The sequence below is a fragment of the Dactylosporangium sucinum genome (assembly GCF_014647515.1).
In the GTDB taxonomy this organism is placed as follows: Bacteria; Actinomycetota; Actinomycetes; order Mycobacteriales; family Micromonosporaceae; genus Dactylosporangium; species Dactylosporangium sucinum.
This window is the reverse complement of the sequence record NZ_BMPI01000038.1, coordinates 89,165-109,090: the sequence shown is the minus strand read 5'-3', so window position 1 is coordinate 109,090 and position 19,926 is coordinate 89,165. Positions and strand designations below refer to the sequence as shown.

At 72.5% G+C, this 19,926-nt stretch carries 21 protein-coding genes; 7 read left to right on the top strand and 14 right to left on the bottom strand.

Annotation, left to right across the window (positions count from 1 at the left end; all coding sequences use genetic code 11):
• A partial coding sequence (locus tag IEZ31_RS57035) for a hypothetical protein (protein ID WP_229836064.1) occupies positions 1-227 on the bottom strand: 227 nt, incomplete at its 3' end.
• A 553-nt stretch (positions 228-780) separates the two neighbouring features.
• Between IEZ31_RS57035 and IEZ31_RS33505 the strand changes: the two genes are divergently transcribed.
• Together IEZ31_RS33505 and IEZ31_RS33500 are read left to right on the top strand one after the other, a co-directional pair.
• Positions 781-2,262: a M4 family metallopeptidase gene (locus IEZ31_RS33505; RefSeq protein WP_308429457.1), complete on the top strand. Its 1,482-nt coding sequence runs from the start codon at positions 781-783 to the stop codon at positions 2,260-2,262.
• A complete protein-coding gene (locus IEZ31_RS33500; RefSeq protein ID WP_190254051.1) occupies positions 2,262-2,645 on the top strand; it encodes a hypothetical protein in 384 nt (127 codons plus the stop codon). The genes IEZ31_RS33505 and IEZ31_RS33500 overlap by 1 nt, the downstream gene beginning before the upstream one ends.
• Positions 2,646-3,166: 521 nt before the next feature.
• Here IEZ31_RS33500 and IEZ31_RS33495 read toward each other — a convergent pair.
• The 6 genes from IEZ31_RS33495 to IEZ31_RS33470 all read right to left on the bottom strand — a co-directional run bounded on the left by IEZ31_RS33495 (position 3,167) and on the right by IEZ31_RS33470 (position 10,741).
• Positions 3,167-4,231 carry an ABC transporter permease gene (locus IEZ31_RS33495; protein WP_190254050.1) on the bottom strand — a complete coding sequence of 355 codons (1,065 nt, stop codon included), beginning with the start codon at positions 4,229-4,231 and terminating at the stop codon, positions 3,167-3,169.
• Positions 4,228-5,121 (bottom strand): ABC transporter ATP-binding protein, encoded by an 894-nt coding sequence (locus tag IEZ31_RS33490; RefSeq protein ID WP_190254049.1) that lies wholly within the window; start codon positions 5,119-5,121, stop codon positions 4,228-4,230. Before IEZ31_RS33490 ends, IEZ31_RS33495 begins: the two co-directional genes overlap by 4 nt.
• A 48-nt stretch (positions 5,122-5,169) precedes the next feature.
• Positions 5,170-5,850, bottom strand: a complete 681-nt coding sequence (locus IEZ31_RS33485; protein ID WP_190254048.1) for a response regulator — start codon at positions 5,848-5,850, stop codon at positions 5,170-5,172.
• On the bottom strand, positions 5,847-7,112 hold the full coding sequence (locus IEZ31_RS33480) for a sensor histidine kinase (protein ID WP_190254047.1): 1,266 nt from the start codon (positions 7,110-7,112) through the stop codon (positions 5,847-5,849). Before IEZ31_RS33480 ends, IEZ31_RS33485 begins: the two co-directional genes overlap by 4 nt.
• Before the next feature lie 14 nt (positions 7,113-7,126).
• Positions 7,127-10,075, bottom strand: a complete 2,949-nt coding sequence (locus IEZ31_RS33475; protein ID WP_190254046.1) for a putative bifunctional diguanylate cyclase/phosphodiesterase — start codon at positions 10,073-10,075, stop codon at positions 7,127-7,129.
• Between the two features lie 141 nt (positions 10,076-10,216).
• A complete protein-coding gene (locus tag IEZ31_RS33470) occupies positions 10,217-10,741 on the bottom strand; it encodes a GNAT family N-acetyltransferase (protein ID WP_190254045.1) in 525 nt (174 codons plus the stop codon).
• 142 nt (positions 10,742-10,883) lie between these two features.
• Here IEZ31_RS33470 and IEZ31_RS33465 point away from each other — a divergent pair, with 142 nt between their 5' ends.
• Positions 10,884-11,519 carry a DUF998 domain-containing protein gene (locus IEZ31_RS33465; RefSeq protein WP_190254044.1) on the top strand — a complete coding sequence of 212 codons (636 nt, stop codon included), beginning with the start codon at positions 10,884-10,886 and terminating at the stop codon, positions 11,517-11,519.
• Positions 11,520-11,620: 101 nt separating this feature from the next.
• On the opposite strand, the gene IEZ31_RS33460 is transcribed toward IEZ31_RS33465, so the two are convergent.
• Genes IEZ31_RS33460 through IEZ31_RS33445 form a run of 4 tightly spaced genes read right to left on the bottom strand, consistent with a single transcriptional unit; the run spans position 11,621 to position 14,788 of the window.
• Positions 11,621-12,187: a TetR/AcrR family transcriptional regulator gene (locus tag IEZ31_RS33460; protein ID WP_190254043.1), complete on the bottom strand. Its 567-nt coding sequence runs from the start codon at positions 12,185-12,187 to the stop codon at positions 11,621-11,623.
• The gene (locus IEZ31_RS33455) at positions 12,184-12,909 is read right to left on the bottom strand and encodes an ABC transporter permease (RefSeq protein ID WP_190254042.1); all 726 of its coding nucleotides are present in this window, start codon (positions 12,907-12,909) and stop codon (positions 12,184-12,186) included. Before IEZ31_RS33455 ends, IEZ31_RS33460 begins: the two co-directional genes overlap by 4 nt.
• Complete coding sequence (locus IEZ31_RS33450; protein WP_190254062.1) at positions 12,899-13,753, bottom strand: ABC transporter ATP-binding protein; 855 nt, start codon at positions 13,751-13,753, stop codon at positions 12,899-12,901. Before IEZ31_RS33450 ends, IEZ31_RS33455 begins: the two co-directional genes overlap by 11 nt.
• 39 nt (positions 13,754-13,792) lie before the next feature.
• A complete protein-coding gene (locus IEZ31_RS33445; RefSeq protein WP_190254041.1) occupies positions 13,793-14,788 on the bottom strand; it encodes a hypothetical protein in 996 nt (331 codons plus the stop codon).
• 187 nt (positions 14,789-14,975) lie between these two features.
• On the opposite strand from IEZ31_RS33445, the gene IEZ31_RS33440 reads away from it, so the two are divergent.
• On the top strand, positions 14,976-15,476 hold the full coding sequence (locus IEZ31_RS33440; RefSeq protein WP_190254040.1) for a class I SAM-dependent methyltransferase: 501 nt from the start codon (positions 14,976-14,978) through the stop codon (positions 15,474-15,476).
• A gap of 35 nt (positions 15,477-15,511) precedes the next feature.
• On the opposite strand, the gene IEZ31_RS33435 is transcribed toward IEZ31_RS33440, so the two are convergent.
• On the bottom strand, positions 15,512-15,781 hold the full coding sequence (locus IEZ31_RS33435) for a hypothetical protein (protein ID WP_190254039.1): 270 nt from the start codon (positions 15,779-15,781) through the stop codon (positions 15,512-15,514).
• 88 nt (positions 15,782-15,869) lie between these two features.
• Between IEZ31_RS33435 and IEZ31_RS33430 the strand changes: the two genes are divergently transcribed.
• The 3 genes from IEZ31_RS33430 to IEZ31_RS33420 all read left to right on the top strand — a co-directional run bounded on the left by IEZ31_RS33430 (position 15,870) and on the right by IEZ31_RS33420 (position 18,403).
• On the top strand, positions 15,870-16,751 hold the full coding sequence (locus IEZ31_RS33430) for a helix-turn-helix domain-containing GNAT family N-acetyltransferase (protein WP_190254038.1): 882 nt from the start codon (positions 15,870-15,872) through the stop codon (positions 16,749-16,751).
• 69 nt (positions 16,752-16,820) lie between these two features.
• On the top strand, positions 16,821-17,342 hold the full coding sequence (locus tag IEZ31_RS33425; protein ID WP_229836062.1) for a SigE family RNA polymerase sigma factor: 522 nt from the start codon (positions 16,821-16,823) through the stop codon (positions 17,340-17,342).
• An 11-nt stretch (positions 17,343-17,353) separates the two neighbouring features.
• Positions 17,354-18,403: a hypothetical protein gene (locus IEZ31_RS33420; protein WP_190254037.1), complete on the top strand. Its 1,050-nt coding sequence runs from the start codon at positions 17,354-17,356 to the stop codon at positions 18,401-18,403.
• Positions 18,404-18,554: 151 nt separating this feature from the next.
• Here IEZ31_RS33420 and IEZ31_RS33415 read toward each other — a convergent pair whose 3' ends face one another.
• Together IEZ31_RS33415 and IEZ31_RS33410 are read right to left on the bottom strand one after the other, a co-directional pair.
• Positions 18,555-19,133, bottom strand: coding sequence for a nucleotidyltransferase domain-containing protein (locus tag IEZ31_RS33415; RefSeq protein ID WP_190254036.1), 579 nt, complete (start codon positions 19,131-19,133; stop codon positions 18,555-18,557).
• A gap of 10 nt (positions 19,134-19,143) precedes the next feature.
• The gene (locus IEZ31_RS33410; protein WP_190254035.1) at positions 19,144-19,851 is read right to left on the bottom strand and encodes a DUF899 domain-containing protein; all 708 of its coding nucleotides are present in this window, start codon (positions 19,849-19,851) and stop codon (positions 19,144-19,146) included.
• Between the last annotated feature and the right edge of the window lie 75 nt (positions 19,852-19,926).

Here is a 19,926-nt window from a genome sequence, read left to right as displayed (position 1 = left end):
GCGCCCTTGCGCCAGTGCGCCGTTGCGCCCTTGCGCCAGTGCGCCGTTGCGCCCTTGCGCCAGTGCGCCGTTGCGCCGTTGCGCCAGTGCGCCGTTGCGCCCTTGCGCCAGTGCGCCCTTGCGCCAGTGCGCCGTTGCGCCCTTGCGCCAGTGCGCCGTTGCGCCGTTGCGCCGTTGCGCCGCTGCTTGGCCGCTGAGTCCGCGCGCATCTCGGTGTCCGTGTGCATCGCACTGTCCGCGCCGTTGTGCAGACGTTGGTCGATCTACCCTCAGTTGGATCTCGTCGGCTGAGGGTAGATCGACCAACGTCTGTGCGGATGGCGAGCCAGCCCTACGGCCGGCCGCTGGCCGTACGCGCTGCCGTACGTGCTGCCGTACGCGCACCTCGTGGCAACGGCGGAGGCGGTCCGCCGTATGCCGACATTTCCGAAATACCCGACAAGAGGCGCGGTCGCCAAGTCGGCCGGGCGCGTGCCGGAAGCGTCCGGAATCGGGCGTCGGGTTGGCGACATCGCTATCCCGGCTTCGTGCCATCCGGCCGTTCGACTGAACCGCCGCGGCGGCCCGTGCGTTGGGATGGCCCCCATGTCAACCGCTCGCCGTGTGCTTGCAACCCTCGCGGTCTCGGCTGTCGCCCTGGCCGGTTGTACCGACAGTACCGATAAATCAGATAAAACCGATAAAGCCGATTCCTCCGCCGAAGCGCAGGCAGCCGCCAGCGACGAGCCGGAGGCCGACCCCAGCGACCCGCCGGAGGAGGAGCCGCCGGCGGCCGCGCCCGTGCGCAAGGCCCTCGACACGCACCGCAGCGACGTCAAGGCCGCGCCCGAGGACACCTTCGGCTTCTACAGCTTCCGGCCCGACACCAACGGCGGGAAGCACGTCCGCTACACCCGCACGTACCACGGCCTGCCCGTGTACGGCGGGGACGTCATCGTTCACACGGACGCCGCCGGGCAGTACAAAGGCGTCTCCAACAGCCTCGTGAAGCCCTTGGAGGTGAGCACCGTCCCCGTGGTGTCCGCGTCCGACGCGCTCAACGCGGCCAAAGCACGATTCAGCGGTACCGTCAATTCCACCGGCGGCTCGCGACTGCTCATCGACGCCTCCAGCGGCGTCGGGCGGCTCGCCTGGGAGCACACCGTCGTCGGCATGGCCAAGGACGGCCAGACCCCGTCGCGCCTGCACGTTGTCACCGACGCGCAGTCCGGCGCCGTGCTCGGCTCGTGGGACGAGATCGAGACCGTGGCCGGGACGGGCAACAGCATGTACAGCGGGCAGGTCTCGCTCGAGGTGCAGAAGTTCGGCACGTCGTTCCGGCTGACCGACGCCGCCCACGGGCGCGGCACCACCTGCGACATGCAGCACCAGACGTCCGGCTCGTGCAAGGCGATGAGCGACGACGACAACGTGTGGGGCACCGGCAACCCGGCCGACCCGCAGACGGCGGCCGTCGACGCGCACTACGGCGCCGCGAAGACGTACGAGTACTACGAGAAGACGTTCGGCCGGCGCGGCATCTTCAACAACGGCCGCGGCGTGCCGTCCCGGGTGCACTACGGCGACAACTACGAGAACGCCTTCTGGGACGGCAAGCAGATGACCTACGGCGACGGCGCCGGCAACACGCACCCGCTCACCGAGCTCGACATCGCCGCGCACGAGATGACGCACGGCGTGACCGAGAAGAGCGTGCCCGGCGACCTCACGTACGCCGCGGAGTCCGGCGGCCTGAACGAGGCCACGAGCGACATCTTCGGCACCATGGTCGAGTTCTACGCCGCGAGCCCGGCCGACCCGGCCGACTACCTCGTGGCCGAGAAGATCGACCTCAACGGCAACGGGACGCCGCTGCGGTACCTCTTCGACCCGGCCCTGGACGGGCACTCGCACAGCTGCTGGTCGGCGGAGACGAAGAACGTCGACGTCCACTACTCGTCGGGCGTGGCCAACCACTTCTTCTTCAACCTGGCCGAGGGCACGGGCAAGACGCAGTACGGCACGTCGCCCGTCTGCGGGTCGGCGCCGGGCATGAAGGGGATCGGCCGGGACAAGGCGGCGCAGATCTGGTACCGGGCGCTCGACGTGTACTTCACCTCGAACACCTCGTACGTCAGCCCGGAGAACCCGGGCAACACCGCCCGCGCGTACACGCTCGCCGCCGCCGCCGACCTCTACGGCAGCTGCGGCGCCGAGTACAAGGCGGTGCAGGCGGCATGGACCGCGGTCAACGTGGCCGGCGCCGACGCGGCCTGCGCCTGATGAGCTACGCCTTTCAGCCGGAGGACCCAGTGCAGCACGGCTACGGCATAACGTCGTGGCAGATGCGGGAGCTGCGCCTGGTCCTCCTGGAGGCCGGCGCCATCGCCGGCGACGGCCTCGAGCGCATCTTCGGCAACGCCCGCTTCGCCCCGGGCCCGGAGACGGTCCCGGTGGCGATGTTCAGCTCCAACGACGGCTGGCGCATCTCGCCGCAACGGTGCGCGTTCATCGCCAGCCGCCTGCGGGCGGCCCTGGACGCGGGCCTGATCGGCGACATGGCCCTGTTCTACGAGGACCAGTCCCCGGACCTGCCGGCCTGGGTCACCGAGTTCGCCGCGTTCAACGAGCGCGCGGCGGCGTGGGGCGGCTACCGCGTCCGCTGACGCCCGGCACCTGCTTCCTGACGTTGGTCGATCTACCCTCCGGTCGATCGCCGATTCTGAGGGTAGATCGACCAACGTCTAAGCGTGGGCTTCGGGTCGGCTGGGTCGGTGGTTCGGCGTTACGTGGTAGGAAAACTGGGCTCCTGGCGCCAGTTTTGCTACCACGTAACGCGGCCGCCCCGGATCCCGGCCGAGGCGGCCACCGGTGGACGACGGCGTGCTCGCGCCACCCCTTCGTGATCGCGCCGCCCGATGGTTGCTGCCCGGCCGGTGTCGCGGCTGGTCAGCCACCACGCACCGCACGGCTGCCCACCCCGGCCCGCACTGGACGGCGCTCGCTCGCGGGGGCGCCGCAGCCGGCGGTGCCAGCAGCCGGCGGTGCCCGCAGCCGGCGGTGCCAGCAGCCGGCGGTGCCCGCAGCCGGCGGCGCCCCCACCCGGCGGCGCCCCCACCCAGCGGCGGCGAAGCGCGGCCCCGGCCAAACCGGCCGGGGCCGCCACAAGGCGCGTGGTGCGGGCGCGTCAGAGGTGCTGGAGGCCGCGGTCGCGCCAGGCCGTGCCCCACGACACGCGGCCGTTGGTGCGCAGGAGGCCGCCCTCGTACAAGCGAGAGCCGACCAGCAGGGCCGCCACCGCCGTCAGCGCCAGGATCACGAGGGACACCAGCGGCTCCCAGGCTGCGGCGTCGCCGTCGAACAGGCGGGCGGGCATCGCCGTGGGGGCGGAGAACGGTATGTAGGACATCACCGTCATCACCGTCTTGTTGTCCTGCAGGAACGCCACCAGGAAGAACGGCAGCATCACGAGTAGCTGGATCGGGGTCGAGGCGCCGCTGATGTCCTCCTGGCGGTTGACGAGCGCGCCCACCGCGGCCCACAGCGACGCGAGCATCACGAAGCCGAAGACGAAGAACGGGACGAACCAGGTCATCGCCGGGGCCAGCAGCGGCAGCAGGCCACCGCTGCTGTCGGTGAGCTGGGCGCCCGCGACCGTCACGAAGGCGATCAGGGCGACCTGGGCCAGCGCCAGCAGGCCGCCCGCGAGGACTTTGCCGGCCAGCAGGGCCCGCACCGGCACCGCCGCCACGAGAATCTCGACCATCCGGGTCTGCTTCTCCTCGGTGACGCTCTGCGCGATCTGCAGGCCGAAGGTCAGCGACGTGAAGAAGAAGACGATCGCGAACGCGAACGGCACGATGAACGCCAGGACGGGGTCCACGGCGTCCGGATTCAGCAGGCGTACCTCAGGCGCCGCCGACAACGCCCGGACCACGTCGCTCGGCGCCTCATCGTCCGCGACCACGACGGGGCCGGGCAGCACGGCCGCGTCGACGTCGCCGGCGCGGACGAGCTGCTCGGGGTCGGCGGCGACGCGGACCTTGAGGCCGGCGTCGCGCAGCTTGGCCTCGGCGGGGTCGCCGGCCACGACGGCGACGCTGGACGCGCTGCCGCCGATGAGCGCCGGCACGACGGTGCCGCCGATCGCGAAGAGCAGGAAGAAGACGGTGCTGAACAGGAACGTCTTGTCGCGCAGCTTGACCCGCAGCTCGCGGGCCGTGACCAGGCGGATCGCGGCGGCGGTGCTCATCGGGTGACCTCCCGGAAGATCTCGGCGAGCGACGGGGTGACGGGGCCGAACGAGCGGACGGCGCCGCGGGACAGGGCCGCGCGCAGCACCTCCTGGTCGTCGGCGCCGGTGGCCAGGTCGAACACGGCGCGGGGACCGTCGAGGTCGACGATCGAGACGCCGGGCTGGTCGCGCAGCCAGCCGGCGTCGCCCTCGACCCGCAGCGAGTAGCGCGGCAGGGCGTGCGCCTCCCGCAGCCCGTCGCGGCTGCCGGCCGCGCGGATCGTGCCGTCGGCGATGATGACCAGGTCGTCGCAGAGGCGCTCGACCACGTCGAGCTGGTGGCTGGAGAACAGCACCGGCACCCCGTGGGCGGTCCGCTCGCGCAGCACGGCCACGACGGTGTCGACGGCGAGCGGGTCGAGCCCGGAGAACGGCTCGTCGAGCACCAGCACGTCGGGGTCGTGCACGAGCGCGGCGGCGATCTGGGCGCGCTGCTGGTTGCCCAGGGAGAGCTGCTCCAGCGGGTCGTCGGCGCGAGCGCCGAGACTCAGCCAGTCGAGCAGCTCGTCGGCGTTGCGCCGGACCGCGGAGATGCTCAGGCCGTGCAGGCGGCCGAGGTAGACGAGCTGGTCCCGCACGGTCATCTTGGGATACAGCCCGCGCTCCTCGGGCATGTAGCCGAACCGCCGCCGGTCCTCGCGCGTGAGCGGGGCGTCCTGCCAGGTCACCGTGCCCGCGTCGGGGGCGAGGACGCCCAGGATGATGCGCATGGTGGTGGTCTTGCCGGCGCCGTTGGCGCCGACGAAGCCCGTCATCCGGCCCGCGGCGACGTCGAACGTGACGTCGCGCAGCACCTGCCGGTCGCCGAACCGCCGGCCGATCGCTTCGAGTCGAAGCACCTTGGTCATACCGAAAACCGTAGGGATCGACCGGCCGCCCGTCGTCCGGCGCGCGAGCTATCTTCCGGGTCCCTCGCGCGGGGGACCCGGTGTCACCACCCCGTGCTGGTACGCGAACACCACCGCCTGGGTCCGGTCGCGCAGGCTCAGCTTGGTCAGCACCCGGCTGACGTGCGTCTTCACCGTCGCCTCGCCCAGCTGCAGGGCGGCGGCGATCTCCGCGTTCGTCGCGCCGCCGGCCAGCGCCACGAGCACCTCGTGCTCGCGCGGGGTCAGCTCGGCCAGCCGCTCGCCGCGGGCCCGGGCGGCCGCGCCGCCGGGCCGGGCGAACGTCGCGATGACCCGCCGGGTCAGCTCCGGGGCGAGCAGGGCGTCGCCGCGGGCGAGCACCCGCACCGCGTCGATGAGCGCCTCCGGGGTGCCGTTCTTCAGCAGGAAACCGCTGGCCCCGGCCTCCAGGGCCGAGAACAGGTAGTCGTCGCGGTCGAACGTGGTGAGGATGAGCACGGCCGGCCGCTCGCCGGCGGCGGTGATCCGTCGGGTCGCCTCCAGGCCGTCGAGGCCGGGCATCTCGACGTCCATGAGCACGACGTCGGGCGCGGTCTGGGCGGCCAGCGCGACCGCCTGCAGGCCGTCGGCCGCCTCGCCGACCACCTCGAGGTCGTCCTCCGTCTCGAGGATGACCCGGAACCCGGTGCGGACGAGATGGTGATCATCGGCAAGCAGGATTCTGATCATGCGGTCACCGCCGTCCGGTGCAACGGGAAGCGGGCCCGGACGCGGAAGCCGCCGCCGGTGCGGCCGCCGGCCTCGAGCACGCCGTCGTGCGCCGCGACCCGCTCCCGCATGCCGATGAGGCCGAGGCCGCCCGGGCCGGCGCCGGTCGACCCGTGCCCGTTGTCGGCCACGTCGACCTCCAGCTCGTCGGCGAGGTACCGGATCCGGACGTCGATCGTCGTCGCGCCCGCGTGCTTGATGGTGTTCGTGACCGCCTCCTGCACGATGCGGTACGCGGCCTGGGACAGCGACTCCGGCAGGTCGGCCGGCTCCCCGAAGACGCCGGCGGTGACGGTGAGCCCCGCCTCGCGGGCGCTGGCGACCAGGTCGTCGACCCGGTCCAGGCCGGCCCCGGCGGTCTCGCGGTCGGGGCCGTCGCCCTGGCGCAGCAGGCTGAGCATGCGGCGCAGCTCGTCGACCGCGGTCCGGGCGCTCTGCTCGACCGACGCCAGGGCGGTCTTCGCCTTGCCGGCGTCGCGGTCGAGCACCCGCCGCGCCGCCGACGCCTGCACGCCCATCACCGACACGTGGTGGGCGACCACGTCGTGCAGCTCGCGGGCGATGCGCACCCGCTCGCCCATCACGGCCCGCTCCCGCGCCTCGGCCTGGGAGGCGCGCAGCTGGTCGGCCTGCACCTCGAGCTGGTGCTGGCGGCGGGCGGCGATCCAGGCGATCTCGCCGAAGAAGTACGTGAAGCCGAAGATGAACATGTTGACGAGCACGCCGTTGAGCGCGATCGCGGCGATGGGGGAGAACGGACCGGCGGCGCCCTCGAAGTCGTCGGCGGAGACGGTCGGCAGCTTCATGAGGTAGAAGATGCCGAGCCAGACGAACATCGTGGCGATGATGCCGCCCCGGATCCACTTCGACCGGCGGTGGTCGGGTCCCCAGGCGCCGAGCGTGTACATCGCGCAGAACAGCGCGCCGCCGGTCAGCTGCTGCTCGGGCACCTCGCGGATCTGCCCGCCGATGAACGCCAGCGAGACCACGATCGCCACCGCGTCGGGCCGGCGCCGCCGCCAGGCGATGGGCAACGTGACGAGCAGCGTCCAGCCGACCTGCTCGGCGGCGGCGGAAACGCCGGTCGAGTACAGCCCGACGCTGCGGGCCAGGGCCAGGTTGAGCAGGCCGAAGCCGGCGAAGGCCGCGCCGACCACCAGGTCGGTGCGCTGCTGTTTCGCGGTCGGGCCGGGGCGTCGCCAGTCGTCGAGATCGCCGTACATGCCCGCGACGATACTCAGGCGACCTGGGCCCGCTCCTCGGCGAGCCACACGAAAGCGGCGGGCTCCGGCAGCGGCTTGGCGTAGAGGTACCCCTGACCGAACCGGCACCCGGCGTCGCGCAGGAGCCCGTTGTCCACCGGCGTCTCGATGCCCTCGGCGACCACGCTCATCTGCAGGGTCGCGGCGAGCTGGATGATGCCCCGGACCAGGTCCAGCTGCTTCGCCGAGACCGCGATGGTGTCGACGAACGACTTGTCCAGCTTGAGCGAGTCGACCGGCACCCGGTGCAGGTACGACAGCGACGAGTAGCCGGTGCCGAAGTCGTCGATCGAGATGCGCACGCCGGCCGTGCGCAGGCGGGAGATGTCGGCGCGGATCTCGTCGTCGTCGCCGAGCAGCAGGCTCTCGGTGATCTCCAGCACCAGCCGGTCGGCCGGCAGCCCGTGCCGGGTCAGCGTGTCGAAGACCAGGTCGACGAAGCCGGCGCCGCGGAACTGGCGGACCGACACGTTGACGCTCACGTACGGCGGGGCGTCCGAGAAGCGGGCGAGCCAGCGGGCGGCGGCCGCCACCGACGACTCCAGGACCCAGGCGCCGAGCCGCACGATGAGGCCGGTCTCCTCGGCCAGCTCGATGAACTGGACCGGCGGGATCATCCCGCGGGCCGGGTGCTGCCAGCGCACGAGCGCCTCGAACCCGCGGGTGCGGCCCGGCCCGAGCTCCACGATCGGCTGGAAGTGCAGGACGAACTCGCCGTTGTCGATCGCCGGCCCGAGCGCCGTGAGCAGCTGCATCCGGGAGGCGACCTGGGCGTGCAGCTGCTCCTCGTACCGCCGGCACTGCCCCTTGCCCTCCCGCTTGGCCGCGCCCAGCGCGATGTGCGCCTGCGCGAGCAGCGCGCCACTGTCCGGCGAACCGTCGGCGGTGGCCAGCCCGATGCTCAGCGGTGCGCGGATCACGCTGCCGGCGACCAGGAACGGCTCCTCGAACGAGTTCATCAGCTGGTCGGTGAACCGTTCGGCGGTCGCGACATCAGCCTCGTACAGCACCCCGCCGAACTCGTCGGCGCCGAGGCGGGTCACCGCGCCGCGGCCGTCGAACAGCCGGCGCAGCCGGTCGGCGACCGCGACCAGCAGCCCGTCGCCGACCTCCTGGCCCATCGAGTCGTTGACCACGCTGAAGTCGTCGACGTTGAGCACCAGCACCGCGTCCGGCGACTTCTGCGCCAGGTCCTGGAAGCGCAGCCGGTTGCCCAGGCCGGTGAGCGGGTCGAGGTACGCGCGGTCGAGCAGCTCCTGCTGGAGCCGGCGCTGCTCGGTGACGTCGCGCATGGTGAGCACCAGCCCGCCGACCGTCGGCTCGGAGCGCAGGTCGCGGACGGCGACCTCGGCGACGATGAGCGCGCCGTCGGCCCGCCGCACCCGCCAGGTCACCGCCTCCTCGCCCTGCACGGCGATCGGCTCGGTGTCGTCGGCCGGCTCGACCAGGTCGAGCAGGCTGGTGCCGGTGAGGTCGGGGTGGCCGAGCACCGGGACGGCGGCCGGGCTGGCGTACGTGATGCAGTTGTCGTCGTCGACGATGAGGATGACGTCGGTCGCGCCGAGGACGAGCGTGCGGAAGTACGCCTCGCTCTCCCGCTTGTTGATCTCGCGGTTCAGCGTGATGTGGTCGAGCATGCTGGCGGCCTGCCCGGCGAGCACCGGCAGCGCGTCCTGCAGCGCCACGAGCACCGGCTCGGCGGCGGCGACGAAGAGCTCGCCGACCTCGCTGTCACCGACGGACAGCGGGCAGCACAGGGCGAGCTCGAACCCGCGCAGCCCCGAGGCCACGTCGGCGGGCAGGTCGCGGACGTACGCGATGCCCATCGGACGGCCCCCGGCCGGGCCGGGGTCGTGCAGCGCGAGCACCACGAGGTGGTCCGTGCCGGGCGCGAGCAGCCGCTGTACCGCACCGTGCACCACCGTGCGCACCTGCGTCTCGTCGGTTGCCGCGAGCAGTTCCTCGCAGGCCAGCCGCAGCTCCCGCTCCCGGGTCATGGTGCGACGCAGGCCGGTGACCACGGTCGACATCCGCCACATCGCCAGCACGACGAGCAGCCCGGAGACGACCGAGATGACCACGCCGTCGGCGACCGGGCCGTGGACCGCCTGCACGAAGAGCACGGTCGGCGCGATGAGCGAGGCGACCCCGAGCACGGCGCGGCGGGCGTGGACCTCGTTGCGGCGCAGCACCCGGGGCTCGGTGAGCCGGCGCATCGACGGATGCAGCGCGGCCGCGCCGCCGGCGACGTAGAACACCAGCCACAGCAGGTCGACCGGGGTGCCGATCTCCCACTTGCCGTTGAGTCGGATGAGTCCGTAGAGGACGTCGGCGGTGAGCAGGCTGCCGACCGAGACGAGCAGCAGGGTCACCGACCAGCTGCGCCGGACGTTGATCGCCATGCGGGCCAGGATGGCCAGGGTCAGCACGTCCACCAGCGGATATGCGACCGACACGGCCTTCTCGACCGCGCTGAGCCGGTCGCTCTGCAGGTTGGGGTTGATGAGGAACACCCACGACAGGAACCCGGCGCCGGCCGTGAGGATGAGTGCGTCGATGGCGTTGGCCCGGTCGCGCACCGCGGCGCCGGAGCGGGTCAGCCCCCACAGGCCGGCGAGCAGCAGCGGGGAGCAGACGCCGAGGTACAGCAGGTCGGCGATCGACGGGAACTCCGGCTGGTCGAGCACCTCGGCCATCACGAACGACAGCAGCGTGCCGGCCGCGAACGTGATGAAGTTGGCCACGATCAGCCGCCAGGGCCGGGACCGGCGGGGCCGGTTGCGCCGGATGCCGGTGAAGACGGCCACCGCGTTGGACACGACGATGAGGGCCCACGCGGCCAGCCCGATCGCCGGCACCAGGAAGTACAGCGTGAGGAGCGCGAGCGACCACACACCGTAGACGTACAGTGCTCGCCGGCTCATCACGCTCCTTCCGCCCCGTGGTTACATCGGTCAGACGTCAGGCGTTCTTAGGGATTGATACCGTGTGGTGAGCACTTGTTTGCGGGGCGTAATGGTTGCCGTGCAACACTTTCGGTGTCGCAGCGTACGCTGTCCGCGCTCTTATTCGGTCGTACGACCGGTGCCGTCGTGTCGCGGAATGGTCAACCGCCAGTGGTTGCACCGGATCGGCACGCCCTCGTAGTCCATGTCGCACTCCCCGAGCAGGTCGAACCCGAGCCGGCGCACGATGCCGTTCGACGGGCCGTTCGACACCTCGGCGAAGCCGTGGATCTCGGTGAACCGCCCCTCCTGCCGGCCGCGCTCGACCAGCATCCGGAACGCCTCGGCGGCGATGCCCTGGGCCTGGAACTCGGGGAACAGCATCGAGCCGACCTCGTGGACGTGCCCGCCCTCCCACGGCGTGCGGAAGATCGCGATGATCCCGGCCGGGCGCGGCGCGCCGCCGACGTGGATCGTGAAGTACCAGTCGCCGCCCGCGACGGCGGCCATCCGCCGCTCGTGGATGCGCTCGGCCTCGGCGGCCCCGACGGTGCCGCCGAGCCGGCTCTTGACCTGCGGGTCGGCCTCCAGGGCGGCGGTGAGCGTCAGGTCGCCCGGGCCGTAGGGCCGCAGCTCGATCGTCACCGGAGCACCACGAATCGCTGCCCGTCACCGGCGGCCGGCCGGTGGTGCATGAAGTCCCCGAGCGCGTTCACGTGATCAGTTTGCCATGACCCCCGTCAACCAAGGTTGACGCTCACCAAGGGCGTCAACTACGGTTGACGCCATGACCGCGACGCTCACCGCAGTCCGGGCGGCGACGCCCGACCGGCCACCCTCCCGCCTCCTGTTCGCCGGCCTCGTGGCCGGCCCGCTGTTCGTCGTCACGTTCCTGCTCGAAGGGGCGTTCCGCGACGGCTACGACCCGATGCGGCACCCGGTCAGCTCGCTGGCGCTGGGCCCGTACGGCTGGGTCCAGGTCGTCAACTTCGTCGTCGCCGGCCTGCTCGCGCTGCTGTTCGCGGCCGGCCTGCGGGGGCGCCTCACCAAGGTGCTCGTCGCCGTCTGGGGCATCGGCCTGCTCGGCGCCGGCGCGTTCGTCACCGACCCGGTGAGCGGCTATCCGGCCGGCACCCCCGCCGTCGCCGACCCGGCGACCTGGCACGGCACCGTGCACGATCTGGTCTTCTCGTTGCCGGCCTTCCTCGTCCTGGCGGTGGCGATGTTCGCCGGCGCCCGGCGGTGGTTCTGGTCGGCCCCGTTCGGACTGGTGTACCTCGCCCTGTTCGTCCTGTCCTCCGTCGGCTTCGCCCAGACCGCCCCGTTCGTCGACGTCGCCGGCCTCCTGCAGCGGCTCGCCGTCGGGGTCGGCTGGCTGTGGATCGCCCTGCTGGCCGCGCGGCAGCTGCGGGGCAGGCCCTGACCGGGCGTGGGTCGCGGCGTCCAGGTTGGGGCACCGGCGACGACGGCGAGTACGTCGTCCGGTGGGACGAACTCACGACCGACCCCGGCGAGGCCGTCGCGCTAGCCGTGCTGCTCAACCAGTGACGCGGCGGCGGAGACGCGGCGGAGGTGGGCGGCGGCCGCGGCGTCGCCGTCCGGGGTGCCCTCGTCCAGCCAGAGCAGGATGCCGTCGACGACGATCGAGAAGCTCAGCGCCGCGATCCAGGTGCGCAGCTCCGGCGGGACCGTGTCCGGGAGCGCCCGCGTCGCGATCTGGAGCACGCGGTCGCGGAATCCCGCGGCGTAGCGGGCGAACTGGGGCTCGCGGGCCGAGTGCCGGAACAGCAGGGCGAACGCCGCCGGTTCCGCGCGGGCGGCGGCGAGCAGCTGCGCGATCATGTCCGGGTCGGTGTCGCGCTCGCGGAAGCGGAGGGCCTGGGCGAGGCGGTCGCGCGTGTCGTCCAGGACCCGCTCGTAGAGGGCCTGCTTCGTGTCGAAGTGGCGGTACACGATCAACTTGGTCACGCCGGCCTCGGCGGCGATGTCCTCCATGGACGTCGCCGCGAAGCCGCCGACCGCGAACGCGCGGGCCGCCGCCGCGAGGATGCTGGCGACCCGCTCGTCGCGTTTCAGGAGCTTGCGTGTCACCCGGCCAGTTTGACCCGTCCGGTGGCGCGCGGCGGCGCGGGCTCCACCCGGAAGCGCCACAGCGCGAACGCCAGGGCGGCCGTCGACCAGGCGAGCAGCCAGGCCAGGTCCCGCCACGAGAATCCGACGAGCAGCGCGCCGGCGTGGGTGAGCGGCGACGCCTCGGACACCGCGCCGACCCAGCCGGGCAGCTCCGACGCCGGGAAGAAGACGCCGGAGATCAGCACGACCGGCAGCAGCGTCGTCGACAGCAGGGTCGCGGCGGCGTCGCCGCGGGGCACGACCTGGGCGACGGCGACACCGATGAGGCTGACGGTGACGGCCCCCGCAACGGCCCAGGCCAGGCCGGAAACCCAGGCACCGTAGAGGACCAGGCCCGCCACGGCCAACAGCAGCGTCTGCGCCAGGGCCACCACCGTGGTCGCCGCGACCCGGCCGGCGATGTGCTGCCACAGCGGCAGCGGCGTCGCCCGCAGGCGCTTCAGCACGCCCGCGTCGCGGCTCGCGACCAGCGACGCGGCGAACGTGGTGTAGCAGGTCGAGGCGATCCCCAGGGTGGCCATCGCGGCGACGAGCCCCTCGTGGTAGCCGGGCTCGGCCCGGTGGTCGCTGATCGCCGCCAGCATGACCATGAGCAGGGGCGGGGTCGCGGCCGACGCGACGAGGGCGCGTGGACCGCGCAGATAGAGGCGCATCTGGTACAGGAAGAGTTCACGCAGCATGACGGCTCCCCACCAGCGAGAGGTACGCGTCCTCGAGGGTCGGGCGGGTGACGCTGAGCTCGCCGAGCTCCTCGCCCTCCCGCAGCACCGCCAGCAGCGCCGCCGACGGCGCGCGGGTGCGGATCACGGCCGGCGCGCCGTCGGGCCGGCGGTAGCGGATCGTCGTCTCGGCGTCGAGGTGGCCGCCGAGCGTCGCCGGGTCGCCGTCGGCGACGATCCGCCCGCCGACCACGACGACGACCCGGTCGGCCAGCTCGGCCGCCTCCTCCAGGTAGTGCGTGGTGAGCAGCACGGTGCAGCCGCCGGCGGCGACGTCGCGCACCACGTTCCAGGTGTCGCGGCGCGCCTCGGGATCGAAGCCGGTCGTCGGCTCGTCGAGGAACAGCACCTCGGGCCGGCCGGCGAGGGCGAGGGCCAGGTCGAGGCGGCGCTGCCGGCCGCCGGAGAGCACGCCCGCGCGGCGGTCCACCGCGTCGGCGAGCCTGAGCCGGTCCAGCAGTTCGCCGGTGGGCCAGGGGTCACGGTACAGCCGGGAGAACAGCCCGACCGCCTCGCCGACGGTGAGCTGCGGGTCGACGCTCGTGGTCTGGGGCAGCACGCCGATCCGGCCGCGCCAGGCGCGCGTCGGCCGCGCCGGGTCGGTGCCGAGCACCCGGACGCGGCCGCCGTCGCGCGGCCGGTACCCCTCCAGGATCTCCACGAGCGACGTCTTGCCGGCGCCGTTCGGTCCGAGCACGGCGAGCACCTCGCCGGGCTTCGCGCTCAGGTCGACGCCGTCCAGCGCCGTGCGTTTCCCGTACCGCTTGATGAGCCCTTCCACTTCGATCACGTACGGCCTCCTCAGGTGTATACGCAAGAGTGTAAACTCTCACGTCAACACACCTCAGTTGCCGTACGTGATCACCATCGGCGGCGGCTGGAGGGCCATCACCTGCGCGGGCGTCATGAGCTTGTGCTTCGACTCCAGCTGGTAGAAGATCTTGAATCCGCCGTACCGGAAGTTCTGGTGCCGCTGCATCCCCTGCGTGACCCAGAGGTTGTACTGCTCGGTCTTGACCTCGATGTCGCCCGGCCAGCCCCCGACGGAGTCGACGTGCACGACGACGTCGACGCGGGGGTCGTTGCGCAGGTTGCGCTTGTCGGCGATGAGCGCCTTGGCCGGGTTGTACGGATCGGTGAGGTCGTCCCCGTCCGGCCGGTACTGGTGGATGAGGAACATCTTGCGCGGCACCTGGTACTCCTCCGGCATCGCGGCGACGGCCTCGATCAGCGGGTTGAGGTCGGCGGCGCGGACGTTGGCCAGGTTCGTGCCGGGCACGCCGTTGCGGCGCGGGAACATCCACTCCGGGTCGACGGCGACGTGCACGAACGGCAGCTTGAGGTACGGCCGGAAGAAGTTGAGCTCGGTGAGCGGGTCGGCCTGCCCGAAGTTCAGGTCCAGGAACAGGATCAGGTTGTTGGCCCGGCAGAACTCGACGTACCGGTCGATCGTGGCCGCGTCCACGTGGTGGCTGTAGTCGCCGTCGGGCCCCGGGTAGCCGTCCGGGACGCTGACCACCAGGTCGACGCCGGCGACCACCGGATGGGCCGGGTCGAGCTGCTGATACTCCGCGGCCTGGCTGCGCAGCCGGGCGAGCATGGCCGGGCTGATCTCGTACGCGGGTCCGGTGACGGCGGCGCCCGGCACGGCGTAGAAGGCGACGATCCGGTTGGTGGGCAGCGCCGCGCCGTCGTCCGGGCTGAAAACGGGCTTGGCCCGCTCGGGGACCGCGGTGGGTGTGGCCTGCGGCGACGGGTCGCGGTGCTTGCCGGTCTGCGTGACGTACTGCGCGAGCGCGACGATGAGCACGATGCCGAGCGCCAGCGGCACGGCGATCATCGGTGCCATGCTTTGCCGCCGGTTGCGAGCGGACATACTGGTCCCTTTCGGGTGCGGGTGACGGTTCGGATGCCCACTGGCGCCGGGTCGCGCGTCCGCTCATTCCGCGACCCACCCCCGCGGGCGCAGGCTCCCTGTCCAATCGCCGCCCCCCGAAACATCCAGTTGCTTCGGTACTGTCGTTCCGGTGTCGCCGACCAACGCCTGGGCCGTCCGGCTCGTCGCCCCCGGCCCCGCCGACCGCATCCTGGAGATCGGTTGCGGCTCCGGCCTCGCCACCGCCCGCATCGCCGACGCGCTCACCACGGGCCGAGTGACCGCGATCGACCGCTCCGCGACGGCGGTGGCGCGTGCCTCCTCCCGCAACGCCGACGCGATCGCCGCCGGCCGGGCGCACGTCGTGCAGGCCACGCTCGCCGAGTTCACGGCCGCCGAGGGTTTCGCCAAGGTACTGGCGGTGAACGTGAACCTGTTCTGGACGGGCCCGTCGGCGGGGGAGCTGGCGTCGCTCTCCCGCCTGCTCGCCCCGTCCGGCACGGCCTGGCTGTGCTACGACACGCCGTCGCGGGGCGCGGCCGAGCGCGCAGCCGCCAACCTCTTCGCGGCGGGGTTCACGACGGAGACGTTCGCGGGGCCGACGCCGAGCTCGTTCTGCATCACGGTGTCGCACGTCCCGCCGACGTCGTGACACTGGCTGCTGTTGGCAGGAACAGGGAGGGGCGGTCAGGCGGGGGCCGTGGCGTCGACCCTGCGGTAGAGGAGCCAGACGCCGCCCTCGATGAGGCGGTGGACGAGGTCCTCCGGGACGCGCTGGTTCGCGCCGTGGGCGAAGTGCACGAACTCCACGCCCTCGCTGCGCCCGCCCGGCCACACCACCGTCGTCGGCGTGCGGGTGAACATCAGGCCGGCCGCGGTCAGCGTCCGGTCCACCGCCTCGATCCCGTCGCCCATCGTGACCAGGTGATAGGCGCAGCCGCCCCGGTACATCCTCATGCCCAGCGATTGAACTACAACCCGGCGGGCGGCCCGATCGGCCGGAAGGAGGGTTCCGCGACGAGAATGCCTGACTAAAGTCAGCGATATGGACGCGAATCTCGTGGCATCGGTGCGGCGGTTCAACCGGACGGTGACGCAGCGGGTCGGAGCCCTCGACGACGAGTACATGGCGCGTGGCCGCCCGCTCGGCCAGGCCCGGCTGCTGTGGGAGATCGGCCCGGAGGGGGCCGAGATCGCGGCGCTGCGGGGGCGGCTCGGGCTCGACTCCGGCTACCTCAGCCGGCTGCTGCGGTCGCTCGAGGCGGACGGGCTCGTCACGATCGGGCCGGCCGACGGCGACGGCCGGGTGCGGGAGGCCCGGCTCACGGCCACCGGCTCGGAGGAGTGGGCGGTGCTCGACGAGCGCTCCGACGACCTCGCCCGGTCGATCCTCGCGCCGCTCAGCGACGGCCAGCGCGACCGGCTCACCGCGGCGATGCACGAGGTGGAGCGGCTCCTGCTGGCCAGCATGGTGGTCGTCGAGGTGGTGCCGCCCGGCGACCCGCGGGCGAGGGCGTGCCTGCGCGCGTACGTCCGCGAGATCGCCCGCCGCTTCGACGACGGCTTCGACCCGGCGCTGAGCACGTCCGCGGGCGACGAGGAGTTCACGCCACCGGCCGGCGCGTTCCTGCTCGCGACGCTCGCGTCGGAGCCCGTCGGGTGCGGCGGCCTCAAGCTGCACCGCGACGGACCGGCCGAGATCAAGCGCCTGTGGGTGGCCGACACGGTCCGCGGCATGGGTGTCGGCCGGCGCATCCTCGCCGAGCTGGAGCGTTGCGCCGCCGGGCACGGCTACGGGGCGGTCCGGCTCGACACGAACCGGAACCTGCACGAGGCCATCCGCCTGTACCGCAGCGCCGGCTACCGGGAGATCCCGCGGTACAACACGGAACGCTACGCCCACCACTGGTTCGAAAAAACCTTGTGACGGCTGTCAACGCGGGGCCGTCGCCGAAGCCTCTGAGCGGTGACAGAGTCCGGTAGAGGAGACGAGCGCGTGGTGATCGTGATCCGGCAGGAGCCCGAGGCGGCGCCGGCGAGCTTCGAGGCCTATGTGGCCGCCCGGGGAGCGGCGCTGGTGCGCTTCGCGATCCTGCTCACCGGCGACGACCATCGCGCCGAGGATCTGGTGCAGGACGCGCTCGCCAAGGCGTATCTGCGATGGGGGCGCATCCGGCGCACCGACAATCCCGACGTCTACCTGCGGCGGCTGCTCGTCAACGCCGCCAACTCCTGGTGGCGGCGTGGGGCCAACCGCGAGGTGCCGGTCGAGCACACCGCCGACCGGGCGGCGCCCGGCGACCTCGGCGGCGAGGCGGCCGACCGTGACCAGCTCTGGCGCCTCATCGCCGGGCTGCCGCACCGGCAGCGGGCGGTCGTCGTGCTGCGCTACTACGAGGACCTCGACGACGCCACGATCGCCGAGATCCTCGACTGCGAGCCGGTGACCGTCCGGACGCACGCGATGCGTGCGCTGCAGCGGCTGCGCGGACGTCTCGACGCGGCGGGCGAATCGTGAAGGAGGCACACATGACCGACCTGGAGTCGCGGGTCACCGCGACGCTCACCGCGCGGGCCGACCGGCGGATATCGACCGATGCCCTGGGCGGGGCCGCGATCCGCCGCGCCCACACGATCCGCCGCCGGCGCCGCGCGGTCGGCGCCGCCGGGGTGGCGGCCGTGCTGGTCGCGCTCTTCGCCATGGTGCGACTGCCGGCGCCCGGCGTCGGCGACGCCGGCCTCCCGGTCGCCGCGGGCGGCGGCGAGGTCGGCACCGACCCGTCGATCGTGCACTTCGCCCTCGACTACGGTGTGCTCGACAAAGCGACGGCCACCGAGTGGGTCTCGTCGTCGGAGGGCTACGAGAAGGCCACCGTCTACGCCGGCGACGACCGCTGGTGGGTCACCTTCTACCTGGCCACGGACGAGGCCATCCTGGACCGCGCCGCCGGCGACGACCACGGCGCCGAGGCCTCGACCACGGTGCGCGGTGAGCCGGCGATCCTGCGCGAGGGTTTCTACGACAGCGCCCGCGCCTTCGAGATCCGCTGGGAGCCGCGCCCGGGCGTGCACGCCATGCTCCTGGCCAGCGTCAACACCGCCGACTTCGCGCTGCGCGTCGCCGACTCGATCCGCCTGGACCGCGCCTTACGCTGCGTGATGCCCCTCCGCCTCACCGACCTGCCGCCCGGCAACCGCTGGGTCGAATGCCAGACCCGCGTCCGCCGCGCCCCCGCCGCCGGCCAACTCCGCTGGATCCACTCCGGCCTCACGGTCGAACAACCCGGCGGCGCCCTGGTCCTCATCTGGACCAGCGAACGCCGGACGGCCAACCCGAGCGACGACGCCACCTTCCATCCCAACCGCACGGTCGCCGGCTGGCCCGCCGAGTGGCGCACCACCTCGCCGAAGGGCCTCTGGTTCACCGCATTCGGCCCGGTGGAGCTCTTCATCTGCGTCGTGAACCCCGACGACGCCGAGGCCCTCACCGACCCGGGAGCCACGTATCTGGCCACCCACCTGGAGATCTCCTCCAACCTCGACGACCCCACGACCTGGCCCACCCGCTCCGTCGGCTAGCACGTCCGCGTGTCTCGGCGTCCGCCCAGGCCGGGTCGCGGTGGACGGGCGCCTCGGCTCGTGCGCTCTGCTGGAGGTCGTGGAGGTCGATCCACCAGAACAGCCGCGGCGCCCGGCACATCGCCGACGTCATCGCCGACTTCCTGAAGGGCTAGAGCTCGATCCGCGTCAGCCAGGCGTGGTCCGGGTGGACCTGGGTGAGCGCCGCGTAGAGCCACGCGCGGCGGCCCGGGTCGAGGTGCGGGAGGGCGGCCGTGAAGTCCTGCTCGTCCTTGGGGCGGGTCGCCTTGGCCTTGAAGAGCAGGACGAGCTCCGGCACCAGGTACGGAACGCCGGCGGCGGTGTGCCGCACGATCTCCCGGTACGGGCGGCGGATGGACGCGTCGCGGCGGCAGATCCAGACGTCGCCGTCGTGCGGCTCGCGGAAGATGTCGAGGTGGAAGCGGCCGGTGGCCGGGTCGCTCACCCAGGTCTGGTGATGGGCCTCGAACGCCGGGCCGTCGACCGGCCACAGCTGCCCGTCGCCGGCCACCCGGAACTCGTACTCGCGCAGCGCCGCGCGGAACTCGGGGAAGCCGCCCGCCGGGATGCCGATCTCGATGTCCTCGTGCGGGCGGGTCTCCGCGCCGAGCCACAGGTCGAGGGCCCAGCCGCCCGCGACGTACCACGGCGACCGCACCCCAGCGAGCCGCCGCGCCACCTCACCGGGCGGCCAGGGTTCCCATTCCATCCACGGCACCCTAGCTGAAGTCGGGCACCGCGCCGTGCGGGTTTTCCACCCGGTCCTTCGGCTCCTCCCACGCCTCCTGCCGGCCGAGGGCGGTCAGGTCGAGGAAGCCGTAGGCGCCGCCCTTGTGGTCGGTGCCGCGCGCGTACGTCGAGTACGTGTGGAACACCGCGTCGCCCTCGCGCAGGAAGCAGCTCATCCCCGACAGCTCCGGCGTGTCGGCCATGAGCAGCGGCCGGTAGTTGTACACCGGCTCCTTCACGGCGGGGTCGAAGCTGACGTCGAAGTCGAAGTTGAAGGACGTCCCGTGCGAGCTGTACCACGGGATCGTCCACCCGCGACCCCGCCCGTACTCGGCGAGCTTCGCATAGGGCGCCCGCGACACGAGCGCGAACGTGGTTTCCCGGTTCGCCAGATGCCGCAGTACCGCGGGCGAAACCTCGTCCACGCTCGCCGTGCACGCCGGGCAGGCCGCGTCCCAGGTCGGCGCGAACATCACGTGCTGGACGATGAGCTGGCGGCGCCCCTCGAACAGGTCGGCGAGGGTGGCGTCACCCGCGGGCCCGCGCAGCGCATACGGCGTGTCGACCCGCACCATCGGCAGCCGCCGCCGCTCCGAATTGATCGCGTCGATCCGCCGGGTGATCTCCTTCTCCTGGTCGAGCAGCGCCATCCGGGCGGCGAGCCACGCCGCGCGGTCGACGATGTCGGGCAGTGCCATGTGTGACCTCCAGGCTGGGTGGAACCTCCACCTACCCGACGATCGGCCCCGCATGTATTCGACAGCTCGCGGCGA